Origin of the sequence: Nocardia sp. CA-151230 (genome assembly GCF_050942175.1) — a bacterium.
Lineage (GTDB): Bacteria > Actinomycetota > Actinomycetes > Mycobacteriales > Mycobacteriaceae > Nocardia.
Genome location: NZ_CP192061.1, coordinates 4,689,719 through 4,709,292 on the forward strand (window position 1 = coordinate 4,689,719; position 19,574 = coordinate 4,709,292).

The window sequence follows — 19,574 nt, forward strand, 5'->3', positions numbered from 1 at the left end:
CATGGCACCTGGATTTCCGGGTTGGCCCTGCCCGGGGCCGCGTTGTCGGCGCAGGGTTTACGGCATCTGCGTGCCGTCCCGGGCGCCGGGGTGGTGCGGGTGCTGGCTCACGGTGAGTGCGGGTTGCGTGTCACCGCCGAGATCACCGCCTATCTCGCGGCACAGAGTGCCGGGCAGTGCGGTCCGTGCCGCAATGGGTTGCCCACCCTCGCAACCCGATTCGAGCAGCTGGTCCACGGAGTCGGCGATCCCGCCGAGATCGCCCGGGTGGCCCGGCTGGTCGAGGGCAGAGGAGCCTGCCATCACCCCGACGGGACCGCGCGACTGGTGCGGTCCGCGCTGGAGGTGTTCGCCGACGAGGTGGCGCGGCATCGGCACGGCCACTGTGTCGCGGGTGCGCCGGCCCGGACAGAGTACTGCGATGAGCGAACCGCTTCGCCTGCACATCGATTGGACCCGCTGCGACGGCCGGGGGGTGTGCAGTGAACTGCTGCCGGGCACCTTCGCCCGCGACGACTGGGGATTCCCGCTGACCCGCGATCACCGCGACCCGGTACTGGAACGCGCGGATCTGCCCGCCGCACGCGAGGCGGTGCGGCTGTGCCCGCGCCTGGCCCTGCGGGTGCTGCCGCTGGCATGATCGGGGGTCGAGGGCGTCGGAAGGGGAGAGCATGGCGACGGCGACGATGGGCCGAATCCAGCGGCTGCGCAGTCTCATCGAGCATCCGCGCACCGGAGCGGCGGAGCGGGCGGCCGCGCAGCGCATGCTGGACCGGTTGCTGAGCAGGACCGGCGGGGGAGTGCACCGGACCGGCGACCGCACCTACGGTGCGCGCCACGATCGTCCCGGCCGGCACGCGGGTCTGTCGCGCATCGCCGACATGATCGGCGAGGACATCGCCCTGGCCCGCGTCCTCACCCTCCCCGGTGGCGACGGTGACCTCGCCACTCGCAGCGCCCTGCGCGACGCGCCCGGCCAGCTCACCTACACCGTCGAAACCCCGTACGACGCAGGCATTCTCATCACGGTCGGCAACATCCCACCGGGGTGGGCCTGCGATCCCGACGGCTTCGACACTCCGGCGCTGCGTGCGCTGGTCGAGGAACTGACCGACCTGATGAACGCCTACAACCACGACGGCGGCGACATCGCGCGCCGCTTCCTCGGCCGCGTCCGCACCCAGACGTCCACCGGCTAGCATCCCGAAACGCACGATGCCCCCGAACCGGGTCGGTTCGGGGGCATCGTCCTGCTGGTTCAGACGGTTGTCATCACGCCAGGTCGAAGCGGTCCAGCTCCATGACCTTGGTCCAGGCGGCCACGAAGTCGTCGACGAACTTCTGCTTGGAGTCGTCCTCGGCGTACACCTCGGCCAGGGCCCGCAGCTGCGAGTTGGAGCCGAACACCAGGTCGACGCGCGAACCGGTCCACACGGTCTTGCCGGTGGCGCGGTCCTTGCCCTCGTAGGTGCCGTCGTCGGCGGACGACGGGCCCCACTTGGTGGACATGTCGAGCAGGTTCACGAAGAAGTCCGTGGTGAGCGCACCCGGCTTGTCGGTGAACACGCCCAGCTGCGAACCCTGGTAGTTCGCACCCAGCACGCGCAGACCACCGACGAGCACGGTCATCTCCGGCGCCGACAGGGTCAGCAGGTTGGCCTTGTCCAGCAGCAGGTACTCCGCCGGGATGCGGGTGCCCTTGCCGACGTAGTTGCGGAAACCATCGGCGGCCGTCTCGAGCGCGGAGAAGGACTCCACGTCGGTCAGCTCCTGGGTGGCGTCGCCGCGGCCCGCACGGAACGGCACCTCGACATCGAAGCCGGCGGCCTTGGCGCCCTGCTCGACGCCGACGTTACCGGCCAGCACCACCAGGTCGGCGAAGGAGACCGGCTTGCCGAAGGACTGCTGGATGCCCTCGAGCACCCGGATGACCTGCGCGAGCTCGTCGGGCTGGTTGACCTCCCACCCGGCCTGCGGCTGCAGGCGGATGCGGCCGCCGTTGGCGCCGCCGCGCATGTCCGAGCCGCGGAACGACGAGGCCGCCGCCCACGCGGTCGACACCAGCTGTGCCACGGTCAGACCCGATTCCGCGATCTTGGCCTTCAGCGCCGCGACGTCGGCGGCGTCGATGAGCTCGTGCTCGACGGCGGGGATCGGGTCCTGCCACAGCAGGGTCTCTTCGGGTACCTCGGGGCCCAGGTAGCGGACCTTGGGACCCATGTCGCGGTGGATCAGCTTGTACCAGGCCTTGGCGAACTCCTCGGCCAGCTCTTCGGGGTGGTCGAGCCAGCGGCGGGTGATCTGCTCGTAGACCGGGTCGAACCGCAGCGACAGATCGGTGGTCAGCATGGTCGGCAGGTGCTTCTTGGACCCGTCGAACGCGTCGGGGATGATCTCCTCGGCGTTCTTGGCGACATACTGGTGCGCACCGGCGGGCGACTCGGACAGCTCCCACTCGTGGCCGTAGAGGGTCTCGAGGAAGGAGTTGTCCCACTGGGTCGGGGTGGGGGTCCAGGTGACCTCGATACCGGAGGTGATGGCGTCCTTGCCGACACCGGTGCCGAAGGTGGAGCGCCAGCCCAGGCCCTGCTGCTCGAGCGGGGCGGCCTCGGGCTCGGGGCCGACATTGTCGGCCGGGCCCGCACCGTGGGTCTTACCGAAGGTGTGGCCACCCACGATGAGCGCCGCGGTCTCGACGTCGTTCATGGCCATCCGGCGGAAGGTCTCGCGGATGTCCACGGCCGCGGCCAGCGGATCCGGGTTGCCGTTGGGGCCTTCGGGGTTGACATAGATCAGACCCATCTGGACCGCGGCCAGCGGGTTCTCGAGGTCACGCTCGCCGGTGTAGCGGGCGTCGCCGAGCCACTCGGTCTCCGGACCCCAGTACACGTCCTGCTCGGGCTCCCACTGGTCGACGCGGCCGCCGCCGAAGCCGAACGTCTGGAAGCCCATGTCCTCGAGTGCGACATTGCCGGCGTAGACGATGAGGTCGGCCCACGACAGCTTCTTGCCGTACTTCTTCTTCACCGGCCACAGCAGACGCCGCGCCTTGTCGAGGGAGGCGTTGTCGGGCCACGAGTTCAGCGGAGCGAAACGCTGCATGCCGGCACCGGCTCCACCGCGGCCGTCGTTGATGCGGTAGGTGCCCGCGGCGTGCCAGGACATGCGGATGAAGAACGGGCCGTAGTGGCCGAAATCGGCCGGCCACCAGTCCTGCGAGGTACGCATGACCTCGACGATGTCCTGCTTGACCGCGGCCAGGTCCAGGGTCTTGAACTCGGCGGCGTAGTCGTAGCCCTCGTCCATGGGGTTGGCCACGGCCGGGTTCTTCTGCAGGATGCTCAGGTTCAGCTGGTTGGGCCACCACTGACGGTTGGCGTTACCGCCCTCGGCCGGGTCGTTGAGCCGGCCATGTGCGACGGGGCAGCCACCGGCGGGTTCGGTATTGGCTTCACCGATGGGCGGGTGTTCTTCAGGCACGGTGTGTCCTTTCAGTGAGTGATCATCTGAGTGACCATCTAGCTGTCGGCCACGATTGTGGCCGCTACTTGTCTTGTGTCGCAGTAGTTTTCGAGCATTCGGGGCACAGGCCCCAATAAATGACCTCGGCCTCGTCGAGCGCGAAACCGTTGTCGTCGGAGGCGGTCAGGCAGGGCGCGTCGCCCACGGCGCAGTCGACATCGGCGATCACGCCGCACGACCGGCACACCACGTGGTGATGGTTGTCCCCGACGCGCGTCTCGTACAGCGCCACGGACCCCATCGGCTGAATCCGGCGAATCAGCCCCGCACTGGTCAAAGCCTTCAATACGTCGTACACCGCCTGATGTGAAACCCCACCCAGCGTCTCGCGCACGAAGCCCAGGATCGAGTCCGTATCCGAGTGCGGGTGTGTGTGCACCGCGGTCAGCACCGCCAGCCGCGGTGCGGTCACACGCAAAGCGGCCCCGCGCAACATGCGCTCGAAATCCGTAGGCGTGGGCACAACCCGAAGTCTGCCCCTTTTTCTTGAATCAATCAAGTATTGATTCGATCGAGTCGCGAAAATTCGGTCTTGCGCGTCGCCCGCACATCGGGGGAGCAGCAGGCTCCGCCGCGGGCGACCGACAGGACCGGGTCGGGGCCCCCAATTCCTGTGGCATGCGAAACCGCGGCGAGGTGTCAACGCCGCGACGAAGGTCGGCCGGAACAGGGAATTCCGGCCTGTTCCGGTGAATTATGCTGGACCGCAGCTGATTACGGGGGAGTATCGGTGTCGTTCGCGGGCGTAACGGAGGGTCGGGCGCCTCGATGTCCAGCGTGCACACCAACCGGTGGCAGACCGAATCTTCGAGGGGACCACATGCGCATCAAGTCACTGGTTGTCGCCACGCTCGCCGCGGGCGTCGCGATCGCCGTCACCGGTTGCGAGCCGACCTCATCGCCACAATCGGCCCCGGCAACCACCCCGGCATCCCGCAACGCGCAGCCCTCGGGACAGGCGACCCCGGGCCAGACCACCCAGGCCGGCCAACCGGGCCAGGACGCGCCCGCCGCCACACCATCCGATACCCACGCACCCGACAGCACCGCTCCCACCGCGGCACCCCAGGGCGGCACCACACCCGCGAAGTGCACCACCTCCCAGCTGGTCCTGGACAAGGGAGTCGGCGGCCCCGTGGGAGGGGACTGGTTCCTGAGATTCATCAACGTCAGCTCGACCAGCTGTGTCATGCAGGGATTCCCCGGCGTCTCCCAAACCCTCGGCGCGGCAGGCGATGGCGTCTCCCAAACCCTCGGCGCGGCAGGCGATCCGGTCGGCGAACCCGCCGACCGCGACCAGGGCCCCCAAGCCCCGAAACCGGTCCCCGTCACCCTCGCCCCCAACGGCGCCGCCCAATTCGAATTCATCACCTACCCCAAACAGGTCAACGCCTGCGCCGCCCTGCGCACCAACACCCTGCGCGTCTACCCACCCGACAACACCGAATCGCTCTCCCTCCCATGGGACAGCCTCATCTGCCCCAGCCCCCAGCGCATGCTCATCGTCCGCGCCGTCCAGCCGATGTAGGACCACACCCGGAACCGGTGCGAGTCCCGTCCTCGCACCGCTGCGGGCATGCCGACCGCAGTCCGAATGGGCCCTGCGCCCCGACGCACTGCATCCGCGATCGCCTTCAGCTCGGCGTCCCCGGTCGGGGGCGCACACCATCGGCGGCGCAACCGACACCGGCGACTGTGCCGCAGGGGGAGCGGGTGCCGCGGAGGCGGACAGCGCCGGGGCGGGGTGGGCGGCATGTACTGCGGGCCACCGGGATCCGAGTGACCAGGATGCTGCCGAGCGGAAGCTTGCATGTGCCGCTCCGGGCGGCCGGGGTAGCCTGCTGACGTTGCCGGATGATTCAACTCGGCCTCGATGCACGGGGCTCGGGTCGGAGGCAGCGTCACGGACCCAGACAAGGCCCGTCAGTGCTCCAGTGTGTCGGTTTTCGAATTTCTTCGCCGAGAATCCTCGTCGGAGACGGCGCTGCGGTCAGGCCACCTCGACCGACTATTTCGTCAATGTGACGAAATAGATCTGAAGGGAGGGGGCTGGTTGTTCTCAACCTTGTGTCGTCGACGTGACCCCTTGGATCTCAACGGATCCGGTCGGAGGGAAACCACAGGGTGCTCCACGGCCGTACGCCTGGCCCTTACAGGCGCACGGTGGTGGATTGTTGCGCGTTCCGGCTGCCCACATGCTGCTGATCCGGTTGCGGCGTGGGCCGCCCCACCGGTTCTTTTGCATGACTGTTCGACGTCAAGGGCATGAACCACGCCCTGTCAAGACACCTCGGCGGTGGTGGCGATGCGCCCACCCCGTGCGTCCTCCCGCTGATCTTCGTTGAGCGCTAGGTCAGGATGCGGTGGGTCTGGGTCTGGGTCCATCTCCGATCCTGGCCGGACATCCTCCATGACCATATCGGCCAGGGCACAGCTGCCGTGGGTGCGCAGCCGCCATGGTTCCGAAATCCACCGTCGAAGTCTGTCGTAGTCTGTGGTAGTCTCAGCCGTGGCGATTACATGGTATTGGGGATTGGCGCATCTGCTTGCCCAGTCCGGTATCGAGATCGACGACGTGTACGACATGCTCAGTGCGTGGCTGGCCAGCCAGCGACAGATCTGGTTCATGCCCGCGGTCGACGACGCCACCGGCATCAAAGCTTCGATATTGGTTGGTAGAGCCGATGACGGCCAACCCTTGGTGGTCTTGGCCCGCGTTGACGGCAAGGACATCTATATCGTCAACGCATTTCGACCGACGCCCGAGCTTGTCGCCGATTTCGAAAGATGGGAGTCCCGCCGTGACTGACTTCGAGAACATGACCCCTGCAGAGATCGCCGCGCTCACCCAGCGGCTGATCTTCCATACCGATCAGGCACAGGAATTGCCTGCGGTCCACCATGGCGTGGATACGGGCGAAACACTGATTCCTCGCTCCGTCAAGCTGCCCGCGACCGTTGATCGTGCGTGCAAGGCTCGGGCCCAGGAACTCGGTCTCACGCAGTCCGCCTACATTCGGTCGCTGATCGAGAAGGATTTGTCCGGTGCGCCGGCGCGGCCTCTGACCACAGCCGATCTGCCGCTGATTCTGGAGTTCATCCGCAACGCGGCGTGAGTCCTCGAACTGTTCGATGCGGTCGAGCGAGGAGCCGGTGCACTCGATCACCGACAGTGGCCCAGACTGCGCAACCCAGGACGAGCGGTGAGTCAGCCTGGGGTGCAAGCGATTCCATGATCTAGCGGTGGCCGGCCCGTAGAGGCGCGTCTCGGTCGTGGTGGTCCCCGTCGGCTCGTCCCAGGTCGCCGGGTCGCCGCATCCGATGGTCCCGGGATGGCCGTACCGCACCGGGCCGTCCGCGCACCACCGCATCCGCCAGTAGGGGTTGGGGGCCCGTGGTGAGCAGGGTGCGGGCGGCGGCGCTGATCAACACCGCCCGTGGCGATATCGTCCGAGAATTGCGGTTCTTGCGGGTGCCGGCCGCCTTCGAGAACCTGCGGTTGCGGATCGCGGGCCGCGTCGTGCACGTACTGGGCTGGTCGATTCCAGCGCGGATGCCGTTGCGGCGGTGGGGTGTTCCGCCGCTACGGAATGGGTTCCGGGGCAACGGGACCGGCGGCGGCATTCGTGTAGGAGATGGCCTTGACCTCGAGGCGCCGCAGCCGCGGTGTTTTCGGCGCGGCACTGGTCCACCTCGATTCCGCCCGGTTCGATCTTGCCGGGCTCACAGTGCCCACAGTGGTGATCGCCGCCGAGAGCGATCGGATCACGCCGATGGTCCAAGCCGAGAAGATCGACGCCTTCCTTCCGATTTCAGCAGGCCTCGTGCGTCTGCCGGGCGGCATTGCCTGCCGCTGGAACAGCCACAAGCGATCACCGAAACGCTGCTCACCCTGCTCGGGTGAGCGGAGCGCCGTTGGCCGGCAGCCGTATTGTCACACTTGTTCTGACTTCGCCGGACAGCTGACTCTCACATCCGCAACCTCAGGAGGGCGCGACAATGACAGTGCTTCCGATCCTGGTACTCGGCGCCACCGGTGGACAGGGCGGCGCGGTGACCGCGGCGCTCCTGCGACACAATGCCCCGGTTCGTGCGATGGTCCGGAATCCGGCCGCCGTTCGAGCGCGGGGCCTCGCCGACACCGGCGTCGAGGTGGTGAGTGGGTCTCTCGACGATCCGGGCGCGCTGGCCGCCGGAATGCGCGAAGTATCAGCGGTGTACGCCTTGACCACACCGTTCGAAGCCGGGCCCGAGGCCGAGATCGCGCAGGGCCGCGCCATCCTCGCCGCTGCTACCCAGGCGCGGGTTCGGCACCTGGTGTTCAGTTCCGTCGCCGGAGCCGATCAGCACAGTGGGGTCCCGCATTTCGAGAGCAAAGCAGTCATCGAGACCGAACTCGCCCGTAGCGATCTCCCATACACCATCCTGGGACCGACCTACTTCTTCGACAACGCTCTCGGCGGAGCGGACCGCATCACCGTTGACGGTGTCCTGGACCTTCCACTGCCCTCGGACCGGAAGCTGCAGCAGCTGGACCGAGCCGACCTCGGCGCGTTCGCCGCGAAGGTCCTGCTCAACCCGGACAGCTACCTACGGCGTCGCATCGAGTTGGCCGGCGACGCGCCGACACCTGCCGAGATGGCGGAGTCGCTCACCGCGGCCACCGGAAGGTCGGTGCGGCACGAACGGGTACCGCTGGCTGCGATCGGCAACCCGGACATGCACGCCATGTGGAATTTCCTGAACGGTCCCGGCTACCGCGTCGATATCGACACCCTGCATCGGGAGAACCCGGATATCGCGTGGACATCGTTCCGGAGTTGGGCAGGCACAGCTTTCACCGAGAGCCGGTAGCGGAGCCGATCGGCGTTCAGACCAAGGTGGATGCCGCGTCTGGCACAGCGGGGTCGTCGGGGTGCGGTGGCGTATGGACCCGCGCGGCGGACCCGGCTGCGATCAGGCAGGCGCTCGCGCCGACCAGCAGAGCGGCCCGGGGACCCGCGGAACTGCATATCCATCCCGCCAGGAGGCTGCCGATCGCGATCAGAACCGGCACGTCGGCCAATCCCGACCAGGCCAGCATCCACAATCCGACGGCAAGCAGACATTGCAGCGCCTGCGTGACGATCAACAGTCGGCGTAGGTCGAACCGGTCGGTGACCACCCCGCCCCAAGGGCCGAGCAGCAGTGGCGGAATGCCGCCGACAGCAATGACGATACCGAGCGACGAGGCGGAACCTGTCAGCCCCAGCACCAGCCATGCGATCGCGGTCTGCTGTACGAAAGTGCCACTCGCCGATACGATCTGGCCGGCGAAATACCAGCGAAACGGCACGGAGCGCAAGGCGCGGAATCCGGCGCTCCGACTGCGACGCGTGGCTGTGCCGCGATTTGTCTACTGACATCTTCGGTGCGACAGTGCCTCGGATTCCGGATACTGACACGTTCCGCGCGAAAAATGACAACTAGAACGCGAACGGACACGGGAAGCGACGCACTGGGGGCCTGGACCGGGGTCGACACTTCGACTTGACATAATGTTGATTATCGGCGTGGTTACGGCCTTGAGTTGATCTTGAAACAGGCTGCGCAACTGCGGTATCTGTTCGGTTCCAGGAAAAGGTGGGAGTAATCCGGGGGCGTGGCTTCGGCGATGCGCGGCGGTAATCCAGGAAGACCTGAGCGTTGGGCCGTGTTCGATTCAAGCCTCTGCATAGTCATTCATGATTCAGTTGCGTCACTGTGACGTTTTGTGCCTGATTGACTGAAGTTGCCGTTTCACGGCTCGCGCCGAAGCTTCCGGGTATTCCTGGATTGTGTGGCCCGCGGCGCGGGTGTCCGTTGCTTCCTGGCGTTTTGGGGCTTCGGCACTTTCAGGTGCGCCTGGAATTCTGCCCCGCCGCCGGGCGGTTGTGTGGTTGGTTCGGTCGGTCTGGTGGGCGGCGCGGGTTCGGCACTCTCACCTTTTTCTGGATGGCATGTGGGTGGGTTCGGCACTCTCGTGTTTGTTTGGGCGACTCTGGGGGCCTCTCCCCTGGGTTGTCTTGTATTGCAGCAGCTTTCGCCGATAGGTAATTATGTCAAGTCGAAGTTAGGTAATTATGTCAAGTCGAAGTATGAGGTGCCTGAAGATCTTCGGACAGTGCCCCCAAAGTAGAATCTGGGGAACTGAACGGAGTTGTTTGTGGCACAGAAGAAGTCGCCGAAGTCGCGGCAGTTCAGTCCCGAGTTTCGGGAGACTGCGGCCCGGGAAGTGGTGGAGAAGTCGCGGGCGGTCGCCGATGTCGCTCGCGATTGCGGGTGACCGATCAGACGATCCGGAACTGGGTGCGCGATTTCCGGCGTGCGCATGTCACCGATTCGGAGTTGTCGATCTCCGAGCGTGCCCGGTTGAAGGAGCTGGAGCGGCGGGTGCGGGAGTTGGAGGAGGAGAACCGCTTCTTGGGAAAATCGGTGGCCTTCTTCGCGAAGAAGCACCGGTGAGTGTCAAGTACGCGTTCATCGCCTCCGAAGAAGGCAATTATTCCGTCGTGGACATGTGCCGGTGGGCGAAGGTCTCGCGATCGGGCTACTACGACTGGTATCGGCGCGAGCCCTCGGCCACCGCGCAGCGCCGCGAAATCCTCGCCGCCGAAATCCAGTTCTGTTTCGAACATTCCGACGGCACCTACGGCTATCGGCGCATCCACGCCCAACTGACCCGGTGGGGCACGGTCGTGGACCCGGGCACGGTCCGCGCGATCATGCGGGAGCTGGGCTTGGTGCCGTGCCAGCCACGCCCGTTCCGGCCGGTCACCACCCTCGCCGGCGATGCGGCCGAGCTGCCGGACCTGGTGCGCCGCGACTTCACCGCCGATGCTCCCGGGACGAAATTGGTCGGCGACATCACCTATATCCGCACCTGGGAAGGATGGTTGTACCTGGCGACGGTGCTCGATTGCTTCTCCAAGAAAGTGGTCGGTTACGCGATGGCCGATCACATGCGCACCGAACTCGTCACCGACGCCTTGCATATGGCCGCGAAGAATTCGACCTTCACCCCAGGGATGACAATCTTCCACAGTGACCGCGGCAGTCAATATCTTTCCTCCGAATTCGCCACCGCGGCAAAGGAACTCGGCGTGCTGCGTTCTGTAGGCCGTACCGGTACGTGCTTTGAGGTGAGTCGGCGGCGGGAATCGCACCCACCGCCGCTCTCAGAACCGTGCTTAACAGTCTCCCGTTACACGGCTCCCGCTGCTGAACCGGTAGGCAATGCGCCGTGCTTCCAGTGCGCGAACATGCCCGGATAAACCGACGCTATCTCGGCGAGTTGCTTCCGAGCTTTCCTGGGTGCGCGGCGGAACCGTTTGTACTTCCTTACTGCCCATTTCACCAGAAACGGGTTGATCTGTCGCTCCAGGAACCGGATCAGATCGGACTTGTAGAAGCGCCCGTAGTAGTTGATCCAGCCAGCCACAACGGGGTTGATCATCGCGGCGATTTCCTTGAAACTCAGCGCGGTCCAGCGACCCAACTGCCAGTTCCGGATGGCCGCGGCCATGTTCTTCCTCGCCTGCTTGCTCACCGAGGGCAGGAAGCCTGACTTCAGCCTCCCGTCCCGCAAGCGAGCGGCCCGGCACCGGAACGTGAACCCCAGAAAGGTGAATTCCGTGACCGGGAAATCCAGATCACGACCCTCCTGCTTGCAATACACGATCCGGGTCTTCTCCGGGTGCAGACTCAAACCGAACTGACCCAACCTGCGCCCGATCGCATCACGGACGAACTCCGCTTGCTTCTCACTGGCGCAATGGATTACAGCGTCGTCGCAATACCGCTCGAACCTGATCGACGGAAACTCCCGATCCAGCCAGGCATCGAAAGCGTAGTGCATGAACAGATTCGACAACAACGGCGAAATCGCGGATCCCTGCGGAGTCCCCTTGTCCCGCCATAGAAGCGTCCCGTCGGCCTGCTGCATCGGCGCGATCAGCCACCGTTTCACATACAGCAGAACCCACGGCAGATCGGTGTGTTTCTCGACAGCGGCGACGATGGGATCATGCGGAACGTTGTCGAAGAATCCCTGGATATCGAGGTCGACAATCCAAGGCTGTCGCCAACACCGTTGCTTGCATGTTTCCACCGCCTCCCACGCCGACCGGCCCGGGCGATAACCATACGAATCCCGATGAAACACCTTCTCCACCTCGGAATTCAGCACCATGGCCACCGCAGTCTGAGCGATTCGATCGGCGACGGTCGGAACCCCAAGGGTCCGAACACCACCATGCTTCGGGATCTCCACCGCCCGAACAGGCGGCGGAAAATAGCTTCCCGAAGACAGCCGATTCCAGAGCCGATACAGGTTGTTCTTCTCGTCCTGCTCGAACTCCGCCAACGACTGCCCATCCACACCAGCCGCTCCCTTGTTGGCCTTGACCCTCTGATATGCGTTCCACACCAGAGTTTTCGGGATATCGAACGGCTTGCCTACCGATCTCGTCTCGGTCATCAGATTCCTCCCATTACTGGTTGATCATCGATCGAAACCCAACAACACGCCCCCTTCGCTCCGCCCCCATTACAGGAGCTTCATCACTACTACGGGGCGTTCCGCCCTCCTGACAGGCCACCGGGTTCTGCACCCGTCTCGCGTCCACCTCAACCAGCGGACACCATTTCATGTCGAGGAGTTCTCCTGTTCCGTTGTGAAGCCCGGACCGAGCTCGCGCCACCTTCATGCCGGACACCACCAGACCAATCAGCAGGCACCCGTCTGGCTCATCCCGGAACAGCATTAAGGCCCCGGTTTCGATGTCACTTGGCCTAACGACACGTCATCAGTGGTTCACTCGCGTTCGCCTTCTCGGCCCCTACCTGCCCTGTCTTGCAAGGCTTTTCCCACGACGCTCACCACCACGACTCATTCACCGCAGCAGCTCGGGGCGGTTTGACACCTGCACCTGCATACCGATGCCGAAGGACCTACCTTCATCTCCACAACAGCACGGCAACAACAAGATTCGCGCTTCTACATCACGACCTCCCTATCACCTATCAGGACACACCAACGCCTGGGCGGAATCGTTCAACGGGACCCTGAAGAACGAGCGGGTGAACCGCACCGAGTATCCGACCCGTGAACACGCTCGACGCGACATTACACGCTATATCGAGTTGCGCTACAACCAGATTCGGCTCCACTCGGCAATTGACTATCGGACACCCAACGAAGTAGAGTCCGAGTGGTTCGAACGGAACCAGGCAGCGTAGAGAAACCAAAGATCCGCTGTCCGAAATCCTTCCGGCCCCTCAGTATCGACCCCGGCTGGTCCGGGCCCCAGTGCTTCGCTTCCCGCATCGGTCCCTTGTGTCGGTCTCCACTCCCCGCCCATTACGTCACAGTGACGAACCAATAGTGGTTTCTTTTGGTATTGACCCAAGGGAAGCTCGCAACAACGCATCTGGAAGCACGACGCTTTGATCTTGACGCTTTGATCTTGAAGCAAACGTCCCGACCGGGGGCACCCTGAGTTTTCGATACTTTCCGAGCCACCGCCCGAAGGTGCCGGAGAAATGCCCCCAGTACACGTTGTTGGGCAAGGTCGATACGCTCCGCCAGGGCGCAGAGATCGACGACGAGGAAAGACTCGCCCTGTCGTGCGTGCCGGCCATGACCGCAGATGCCGAACGCCTTCTCGCAGCGTTGCTCTCGCGACGGGCAGCGCGCTGTGGTGATGGGTGCCGGCAGGAACCAGCACCCATCTGGAGGTGCTCGGCTGTGTCGAATACGACGGGAGCCGAGACCAATGAGGACGTATCGGACCGCATCGGTCAGAGCAGCCCACAGCGCCCGCTACCAGCATTATCTTCCTGGCATGACACCACTCGAGCCGCCGATGATCGCCTCGCCGCAGCAGACAGGGATGATCCTCGACGTCGCCGCCGTCGGCATCTACGACCCCGCTGGCGCTGACACCTTGTATCTGCGGTCAACCAACGGCGTGCGGTACCAGCTACCCGAGCAGCTGCGGGACTGGGCGACTACGGTCATCGGGGGGAACCTGCACGCTGTCGCGGCCGGGCGGCCGTCGGCGTTCCCCTGCCGGATCGAGTTCGGAATCCTCGACGGCCACATGTACGCCGAAATGCTGTAGCTCTACTGCAGGAAATGACGAAGGCCGGTCTCGGAGGGGGGATTCCGAGACCGGCCTTCGTTGTTCTCACCTGCAGACTGCACTGCTGTGTGTATGACCCGCTCGAGCTACCGGATTTCGGCGCGGAACTCGAGCCGACGCGACCGGCCAACGGCGCCGCGGCGGCTACCGCTCGCCTGTCAGGAGCATGAGCGCGAGCCTCCAGTCCGGAGCGGTCCTGCATCCCTGTTGTGCGCGACGTCGGTACATCGGGGCCGTATCCGGCTTCGTAGGCCGCGTGCTCAGACAGCCCTGTCTCGTCCTCAGCGATCTGGACTTCCAGATACCGTGCGAGCCGCTCCATTCCAGCGGCGATGTCTTCTGCGGACATGCCGGCCGCTGGGCGGCCGAGGGCGCGCTCGAGACGGTCCCGCGCCTCGGCGTGCTCCTGGAACACGCGTGTGAGGCAGGCGAAATCACGATCGCCGATGTGCGCTATGTCGGCGTGGTCGCGGTGCGCTACTACCCCGCGCCGGTAGCGGGCAGTTAACCCGAGGTTCGGGATGCCAGCCCAGCGGCACTCGCTTTATCACCCAGGCATGGCCCGGGACTGCACGAGCCTTAGCGCTCACCAATCAGCGATCATGGCCGGACCTGACGGTGAACCCGCGCGCAGACCGCCGTCCGCCAAAGGGCTCATCACGATCTTTGCGTGCCCGGGATCGGAACCGGCGATTGTGACGCTAGGCGCTGCGGTGGCGCAGGTCCGCTGCCAGCCTTCGCTTTGCGGGTACACCCTGCTGGGCGCGGTCGGCACAGGGTTCACGGCCGCCGCGCGGCGTTTGCTGCGTTCCCTGCTCGACGAATTGGCGACAACCGACCCGCCGGTCACCGGTTCGGTGCCGAGATCGGTTGCCTCGCTGGCGAACTGGGTTTCGCCACAGCTCGTGGGCACCGTGGAGTTCCGGGAGTTCACCGGCGGTAGTCTGCGGCATCCGAGCTGGCGGGGCCTGCGGCCGGACAAGACCGCGGTCGAAGCAGACCTCTTCCCTGCGGTTACGCCGCGGGCCCGGCGTAACGCCGGGCCCGGAAAGGGGTTCGATGGGGAAGCGTTCAGGCCGAGCGGCGCTGACGCTGGGCGAGCATGTGCAGGATGGCGTCGCGGGGCACGGAATCGTCTGCCGATGCCTCCACTGTCACCCACTCCGAGACGAGTTCCTCGACGCTCGCGCCGGCCTGGGCGGCGCGGGTCCGGAGCCGTTGCAGCACCGGCCACGGCAGCTTCAGGCTCACGTCCTGTGTCATCACCAGATCGTTCGGATCCTCGAGGCGGGGAACGTCCACCGGAGCGGCGTCCGGGTCCGGTGTGAAGCTGTCGATGTCGAAATCGGGTCCGTATGCTTCGACCAGCGCTGTGTACAGCTCGGTGGCGCTATCCTTCGAACGGCTCATCGGTCTCGGCCTCCCATCGTGTGAACTCACCCAGATTATCGCCGACCGACTCGCCAGCGGCTATCACGATCGACTCGAACGGTGCGACTTCTCGCAGGTGATGACGTGACAGTGCCGTCAGGAAAGCCCCTGGCGGCGCCGCGGCGTGTTTCCCGGTGGTGCGTGTGTGGGCACCTACGATGATCAGCGGTTATCCGGTCGTCACGGGTCGGGTGATCGTCACTGGAGATACGCACACATCCCCGCCCGGCCTGGCTCCGCAGATCCCGTTGGCCGGGCGGGGCCCGTGCCAGCGGTGCCCGGCCTGCCGAGACCCTGTGTTCGCAGCGAGGACGCCGGGATATTCGGTGCGGTGGCCGGGCCCCACCGTCAACGGTTCTGGGGCGGAATCGATTCCACCGTGCCTATGGATCGGCTACCGGCAAACCATTCACCTGAGTTCGCGCCCGCTGTGGAACCGACCTTGACGAGTGGTGTCGACGATGGTGGTTGCTGCGCTGGCCTGGTTCGAGAACGTGCTGTGTCCACCATGTGAGCGACAGCCGGATGCCATGGCCGATTGGAGGGGCCGCAAAGGTACAGGGACCGTTGGAGATTGTGTTTGATCGGAACCAAGACCAGGTCGTCGCCTTCCATACCCGCAGCGGACTCGGGTACCACGGTCACGCCGATTCCTGCCCTGACCATGGAGAACAAGGTGCTCAGCTGGCGCACCCGATGTGTGGGCCGGAATTCGGAACGGGCGCGGCGGTGCAACTCCCGGATGTGCGGCTCGCAGCCGCCTGTCGACAGCAGCAGCGGATCGTCGGTGAGGTCGGCGATGTCGACGACGGCCTCGGCGGCCAGCGGATGATCCCTTCTCATGGCCGCGCAGAAGGTGTCTCGCGCCAGCAGTACCGCTCGCGTTGGTGCTTCGGACGGGTCGACGAGCACCGCCGCATCTGCGGTCGCATCACCGAGCCACGCAGCTACTTCGGCGTCTTCGCCTTCCAGCACAACAACTCTTACTCGGGGCAGTTCGACCTCCCAGGCGTTGAGGAGATCGGGAAGCAGGGCGTGACAAGCGGTCGGCGGCGCCGCGAGTGTGATCGAACCGAAAGGGATGCCAATCCGGCCTCGCAGTACGTCCTGGGCGGCTGTGGTGGCCGCCACCGCGACCCGGGCGTGCTCAAGAATGCACTGACCCAGGGCGGTGGGGGTGATGGGGAACTCTCGCGTCACCACAGGCTGTCCGCTGAGGCGCTCGAGTGCTGCGATGGTGTGCGATACGGCGGACTGGCTGACGCCGAGTTCGGCTGCGGCTGCGCCGAATCCGCCGGCGTCCACGACCGCAACCAGGGTCTTGAGGTGTGTGAGTGAGATGTCCATGAATCGTCCTCATGATGCGACCAGTTCATATCATTGGACTCATGTATAGCTCATCGGCAGACTGAAACGCGATCGAACGACTCGTGTGAAAGGTGCCCGTCCGATGACCCTGGCCGAAGCTAGAGCGCGAATGAGGGCCAGTTGGGTGCCGAAGTTCGTTGTGCTGTCGGGGATTTGGGGTGCCAGCTTCGCTCTCATCAAGCTCGCTGTCGATGCGGGTGTCGCCTCGGTGTGGGTCGCGTTGTGGCGGTGCGCCTTCGGCGCGCTCGTGCTGAACGTCGTGTGTGCGGTGCGTCGGGAGGCGCTACCTCGCACACGGTCGATATGGGGCCATGCTGCTGTGGTTGCTCTGCTGGTCAACGCCATTCCATTTACCCTGTTCGCGCTGGCCGAGCAACACATCGGCTCGGTGCTGGCCGGCCTGATCAACGCGACGACCCCGATCATGACGATGGGCTTCACCATCCTGCTGGTCCCCGGCGAGCCACTGACCCGACGTCGGGTCGAAGGAGTCCTGATCGGGTTTGCAGGCGTGGCTTGCCTGCTCGGAGTCTGGCGGGGCATGGATGCCGACACGGTGGGCGGTATTGCCCTCTGTCTGGGCGCCACCCTGTGCTATGGCGCTGGATTCGCCTACACCCACAGGTTCCTCGCCAAACCGGGGAGTTCACCAGCGGTCCTGTCGCTGACCCAGTTGCTCACCGCCACACTGGAATTGGCCCTGATTGCCCTGCTGGCCGGTCGTGTCCCGACCGTGCCGGAGTGGCCTGGCGCTGTCGGTCTGATCGTGCTGGGCGTGCTCGGCACGGGCTACGCGTTTGTGCTCAACATGCAGGTGATCGCCTCCGCCGGGCCGACGGTCGCCTCGACGATCACCTACGTCGTCCCGATCTGGTCCACCGTCCTGGGTGCGGTGCTGCTGTCGGAAACTGTCCGCTGGAATGCTGTTATCGGCGCGATCGCAGTCGTCACTGGCGTTGTCGTGACACGCTCCCGGCCTGCCCTGAAATGAAATCCGATAGTGGGGAAGCGGGATCGGGTTCAGCGACACAACCCGCCGCTTGCTGCAGCGCGAGCTGCTGGCCTTGGCCCACCGCCGGTCACCGGTGAGATCCTGGCATCGATCACGGCCGCCGTGTACTGGGTCGCCCCGCACTATCCGGTCGGGGCGGCCCAGAAGGGTGGTAGTGACGGGCAAGGTCACCTATTCGACTGTCGCGGGTTCATGTCGACCGAAACGGCGCTTCTGATGAGGTGAGAAGTCGGGCGGGCCGGCTGGACCGCGGCGGTTCAACGCTCGGTCTTGAACTCACCAACGATACGTGCCAGCAATGCCGGGTCCTGCAGCATCGGCAGGTGACCCGTTGACAGTTCGCTGCGGAACTCCGCGCCGAGCTCGGTGGCGTGCCTGCGTTGGTCCGCTGCGGGGATAACCCGGTCCGACGAGGTCACGACATACCCGCGTCGCGCCGGAAACGTTCGCGGGGATACGCCGTCCCGATAGAGGTGTTGCGATTCCGGCTCGAACTGCGAGACGATGCGCGAGGTGTCGGGCTCGCCGAGTCCCGCGCACACCCCGGAGCGGATCGCGTTCTCGGGAGGCTTGGTTCCCGCGAACCGCATGATCAGACCCATGACGAGCTTCTGCGGCATTGGCATGGCACCGAGGAACGACTTCCCGATGCCGGGCATCGACGCCGCGACGCCGAGGATGCCGTCGAGCCGTTCCGGCGCGATGGCCGCGATCTCACTGGCCACGACCCCGCCGATCGAGTGGGCCACGATCGTGAATACGGGGCCGGGTGCCTGCTCCAGAACCGCGTCGGCGTAATTCCGCAGGGTCGCGTCCGCTCGGCGCGGGTAGGTCGCGACAACCGATTCGACTAGCAGCGAATTTCGAACATCGTCCCAGATCCAGGCTGGAAGTCCTGCGCCACTGAGAAACAGTATCGGCGTTGTCTGCGAGGCGGTCATGTTTGCTCCTGTATTTGGCTGCCGGTGCGCCTTTGCTGATGTTCGAGTTGGAGGCCCGCGCCTGGACCGGAGGAGCAGCCGCCGGCTTCCCTGCCCGGCTTCAGAGCCATCGGGAAAACTGGCCGCGAGTAGACGAGCACAGCTGGTCGCCGGATCGGGCAAGACCGGCCTGCCGTCGATCGGTGGGGCACCCTCGTCCGGCCATACTGCTGGCCGCAGTCCCCTGGGAAGGACCGCGACCAGCGATGACGCGACTGTCCTAGCCGAGGTGCTCGTTGGCGGGTTCCACGGTCTGCTTGAGAAGGCTCAGGCCGTGGTCCATGACGGCGCCCATCGGAATGGTGAGCTCGGCCGGTTGCACGTCGTGGATCCAGACGAACCGGGTGCGGCCGTCCTCGTGCGGGAAGACTTGCATCGACGCGTTGTCGTGCGTCGGCGCCATGGTGTCGCCGATGATCGAGAAGACGAGCCGACGCAGCTCATCGTCGAACGCGATGAGCCGCTCCCGCGCCACCGTCCCGTCGGCGAACGTGACAACCCTGACGTCGGGTTCCTCGAGCCGGCTCTCGGTGACGAAGCCGGGCGCCATCCGCACGGGCCCGTCGGTGAAGTCACCGATGATCGACCACACGGCCCCGGGGTCGGCATCGATGATGATCTCTTTGTGCACGGAGGCCATAGCTGTCTCTTCTCTGGTGGTGGGATTCCGGATCGCGAGGTCGGCGGGTGCGTCTATGCGGCGACGACGCAGAACTGGTTTCCCTCGGGGTCGGCCAGCACGACCCACCCGTCGAAGCGCCCTACTTCGGTCGCGCCGAGGGCCCGAATCCGGTCGACCTCTCCGGCCAGGTCATCGGTGAACAGGTCCAGATGCAGCCGATTTTCGCCCTCCCGACCTTCGGGCACTGCCTGCAGGGACAGGCCGGCACCGGCCTTGTTCGAGTCCTCCAGATAGGTGGTGCCTTCGTCCGAGGACGCGACCTGGTACCCCGTGACCGCCTGCCAGAACGCGGTGCTGCCTGCCAGGTCGTTCGTGTCGATACAGATGTTGCCAATGCTGACGCTCACCAGCGAGCCCTCTCATCTAACTGACGTATCGGTTACGTCAGTTAGGTAACCTACCATGGTCGTTAGCCG

23 protein-coding genes and 1 pseudogene are annotated in these 19,574 nt (G+C 65.3%); 15 read left to right on the forward strand and 9 right to left on the reverse strand.

Going from position 1 to position 19,574, the window contains the following annotated elements; translation table 11 throughout:
* Nucleotides 1-21 precede the first annotated feature (21 nt).
* From ACQP1O_RS22075 to ACQP1O_RS22085, 3 genes are read left to right on the forward strand one after another with little or no spacing between them, the layout of a single operon-like run.
* Nucleotides 22-486, forward strand: coding sequence for an NADH-ubiquinone oxidoreductase-F iron-sulfur binding region domain-containing protein (locus ACQP1O_RS22075; protein ID WP_433560396.1), 465 nt, complete (start codon nt 22-24; stop codon nt 484-486).
* Complete coding sequence (locus ACQP1O_RS22080) at nt 476-640, forward strand: ferredoxin (protein ID WP_433560397.1); 165 nt, start codon at nt 476-478, stop codon at nt 638-640. Before ACQP1O_RS22075 ends, ACQP1O_RS22080 begins: the two co-directional genes overlap by 11 nt.
* A 31-nt stretch (nt 641-671) precedes the next feature.
* A complete protein-coding gene (locus ACQP1O_RS22085; RefSeq protein ID WP_433560398.1) occupies nt 672-1,199 on the forward strand; it encodes a hypothetical protein in 528 nt (175 codons plus the stop codon).
* 73 nt (nt 1,200-1,272) lie between these two features.
* Here the strand turns inward: ACQP1O_RS22085 and katG are convergent, their stop codons facing one another.
* Together katG and ACQP1O_RS22095 are read right to left on the reverse strand one after the other, a co-directional pair.
* Complete coding sequence (gene katG, locus ACQP1O_RS22090) at nt 1,273-3,480, reverse strand: catalase/peroxidase HPI (RefSeq protein WP_433560399.1); 2,208 nt, start codon at nt 3,478-3,480, stop codon at nt 1,273-1,275.
* A gap of 64 nt (nt 3,481-3,544) precedes the next feature.
* Nucleotides 3,545-3,958 carry a Fur family transcriptional regulator gene (locus ACQP1O_RS22095; RefSeq protein WP_379381392.1) on the reverse strand — a complete coding sequence of 138 codons (414 nt, stop codon included), beginning with the start codon at nt 3,956-3,958 and terminating at the stop codon, nt 3,545-3,547.
* A gap of 384 nt (nt 3,959-4,342) precedes the next feature.
* Here ACQP1O_RS22095 and ACQP1O_RS22100 point away from each other — a divergent pair, with 384 nt between their 5' ends.
* From ACQP1O_RS22100 to ACQP1O_RS22115, 4 genes are all read left to right on the forward strand, one after another.
* The gene (locus ACQP1O_RS22100) at nt 4,343-5,050 is read left to right on the forward strand and encodes a DUF4232 domain-containing protein (protein WP_433560400.1); all 708 of its coding nucleotides are present in this window, start codon (nt 4,343-4,345) and stop codon (nt 5,048-5,050) included.
* A gap of 981 nt (nt 5,051-6,031) precedes the next feature.
* A complete protein-coding gene (locus tag ACQP1O_RS22105) occupies nt 6,032-6,331 on the forward strand; it encodes a hypothetical protein (RefSeq protein ID WP_433560401.1) in 300 nt (99 codons plus the stop codon).
* A complete protein-coding gene (locus tag ACQP1O_RS22110) occupies nt 6,324-6,638 on the forward strand; it encodes a hypothetical protein (RefSeq protein ID WP_433560402.1) in 315 nt (104 codons plus the stop codon). Before ACQP1O_RS22105 ends, ACQP1O_RS22110 begins: the two co-directional genes overlap by 8 nt.
* 883 nt (nt 6,639-7,521) lie before the next feature.
* Nucleotides 7,522-8,376 carry an NmrA/HSCARG family protein gene (locus ACQP1O_RS22115; protein WP_433560403.1) on the forward strand — a complete coding sequence of 285 codons (855 nt, stop codon included), beginning with the start codon at nt 7,522-7,524 and terminating at the stop codon, nt 8,374-8,376.
* 16 nt (nt 8,377-8,392) lie between these two features.
* Here ACQP1O_RS22115 and ACQP1O_RS22120 read toward each other — a convergent pair whose 3' ends face one another.
* Nucleotides 8,393-8,866, reverse strand: a complete 474-nt coding sequence (locus tag ACQP1O_RS22120; RefSeq protein ID WP_433560404.1) for an MFS transporter — start codon at nt 8,864-8,866, stop codon at nt 8,393-8,395.
* An 840-nt stretch (nt 8,867-9,706) separates the two neighbouring features.
* Between ACQP1O_RS22120 and ACQP1O_RS22125 the strand changes: the two genes are divergently transcribed.
* From ACQP1O_RS22125 to ACQP1O_RS22135, 3 genes are read left to right on the forward strand one after another with little or no spacing between them, the layout of a single operon-like run.
* Nucleotides 9,707-9,826, forward strand: a complete 120-nt coding sequence (locus ACQP1O_RS22125) for a transposase (protein WP_433560405.1) — start codon at nt 9,707-9,709, stop codon at nt 9,824-9,826.
* Nucleotides 9,823-10,005: a hypothetical protein gene (locus ACQP1O_RS22130; protein ID WP_433560406.1), complete on the forward strand. Its 183-nt coding sequence runs from the start codon at nt 9,823-9,825 to the stop codon at nt 10,003-10,005. Before ACQP1O_RS22125 ends, ACQP1O_RS22130 begins: the two co-directional genes overlap by 4 nt.
* Nucleotides 10,002-10,814 (forward strand): IS3 family transposase, encoded by an 813-nt coding sequence (locus ACQP1O_RS22135; protein WP_433560407.1) that lies wholly within the window; start codon nt 10,002-10,004, stop codon nt 10,812-10,814. The genes ACQP1O_RS22130 and ACQP1O_RS22135 overlap by 4 nt, the downstream gene beginning before the upstream one ends.
* On the opposite strand, the gene ltrA is transcribed toward ACQP1O_RS22135, so the two are convergent.
* Complete coding sequence (gene ltrA, locus ACQP1O_RS22140) at nt 10,745-12,019, reverse strand: group II intron reverse transcriptase/maturase (RefSeq protein WP_433560408.1); 1,275 nt, start codon at nt 12,017-12,019, stop codon at nt 10,745-10,747. The genes ACQP1O_RS22135 and ltrA overlap by 70 nt on opposite strands.
* Before the next feature lie 461 nt (nt 12,020-12,480).
* Between ltrA and ACQP1O_RS22145 the strand changes: the two genes are divergently transcribed.
* From ACQP1O_RS22145 to ACQP1O_RS22160, 4 genes and pseudogenes are all read left to right on the forward strand, one after another.
* Nucleotides 12,481-12,780 carry an integrase core domain-containing protein gene (locus ACQP1O_RS22145; protein WP_433560409.1) on the forward strand — a complete coding sequence of 100 codons (300 nt, stop codon included), beginning with the start codon at nt 12,481-12,483 and terminating at the stop codon, nt 12,778-12,780.
* 605 nt (nt 12,781-13,385) lie between these two features.
* A complete protein-coding gene (locus ACQP1O_RS22150; RefSeq protein WP_433560410.1) occupies nt 13,386-13,664 on the forward strand; it encodes a hypothetical protein in 279 nt (92 codons plus the stop codon).
* 277 nt (nt 13,665-13,941) lie between these two features.
* Entirely contained in the window at nt 13,942-14,193 is a 252-nt protein-coding gene (locus ACQP1O_RS22155; RefSeq protein WP_433560411.1) for a hypothetical protein, read from the forward strand.
* A 94-nt stretch (nt 14,194-14,287) separates the two neighbouring features.
* A pseudogene (locus ACQP1O_RS22160) lies at nt 14,288-14,656 on the forward strand (hypothetical protein); the annotation flags it as partial.
* 100 nt (nt 14,657-14,756) lie between these two features.
* On the opposite strand, the gene ACQP1O_RS22165 reads toward ACQP1O_RS22160, so the two are convergent.
* Together ACQP1O_RS22165 and ACQP1O_RS22170 are read right to left on the reverse strand one after the other, a co-directional pair.
* Nucleotides 14,757-15,095 (reverse strand): hypothetical protein, encoded by a 339-nt coding sequence (locus ACQP1O_RS22165; RefSeq protein WP_433568016.1) that lies wholly within the window; start codon nt 15,093-15,095, stop codon nt 14,757-14,759.
* 369 nt (nt 15,096-15,464) lie between these two features.
* A complete protein-coding gene (locus ACQP1O_RS22170; RefSeq protein WP_433560412.1) occupies nt 15,465-16,463 on the reverse strand; it encodes a LysR substrate-binding domain-containing protein in 999 nt (332 codons plus the stop codon).
* 103 nt (nt 16,464-16,566) lie between these two features.
* On the opposite strand from ACQP1O_RS22170, the gene ACQP1O_RS22175 reads away from it, so the two are divergent.
* Nucleotides 16,567-17,475: a DMT family transporter gene (locus tag ACQP1O_RS22175; protein ID WP_433560413.1), complete on the forward strand. Its 909-nt coding sequence runs from the start codon at nt 16,567-16,569 to the stop codon at nt 17,473-17,475.
* A gap of 278 nt (nt 17,476-17,753) precedes the next feature.
* Here the strand turns inward: ACQP1O_RS22175 and ACQP1O_RS22180 are convergent, their stop codons facing one another.
* From ACQP1O_RS22180 to ACQP1O_RS22190, 3 genes are all read right to left on the reverse strand, one after another.
* Nucleotides 17,754-18,437, reverse strand: a complete 684-nt coding sequence (locus ACQP1O_RS22180; RefSeq protein ID WP_433560414.1) for an alpha/beta fold hydrolase — start codon at nt 18,435-18,437, stop codon at nt 17,754-17,756.
* A gap of 259 nt (nt 18,438-18,696) precedes the next feature.
* Complete coding sequence (locus ACQP1O_RS22185) at nt 18,697-19,116, reverse strand: SRPBCC family protein (protein WP_433560415.1); 420 nt, start codon at nt 19,114-19,116, stop codon at nt 18,697-18,699.
* Nucleotides 19,117-19,169: 53 nt separating this feature from the next.
* Nucleotides 19,170-19,505, reverse strand: coding sequence for a VOC family protein (locus ACQP1O_RS22190; protein ID WP_433560416.1), 336 nt, complete (start codon nt 19,503-19,505; stop codon nt 19,170-19,172).
* Between the last annotated feature and the right edge of the window lie 69 nt (nt 19,506-19,574).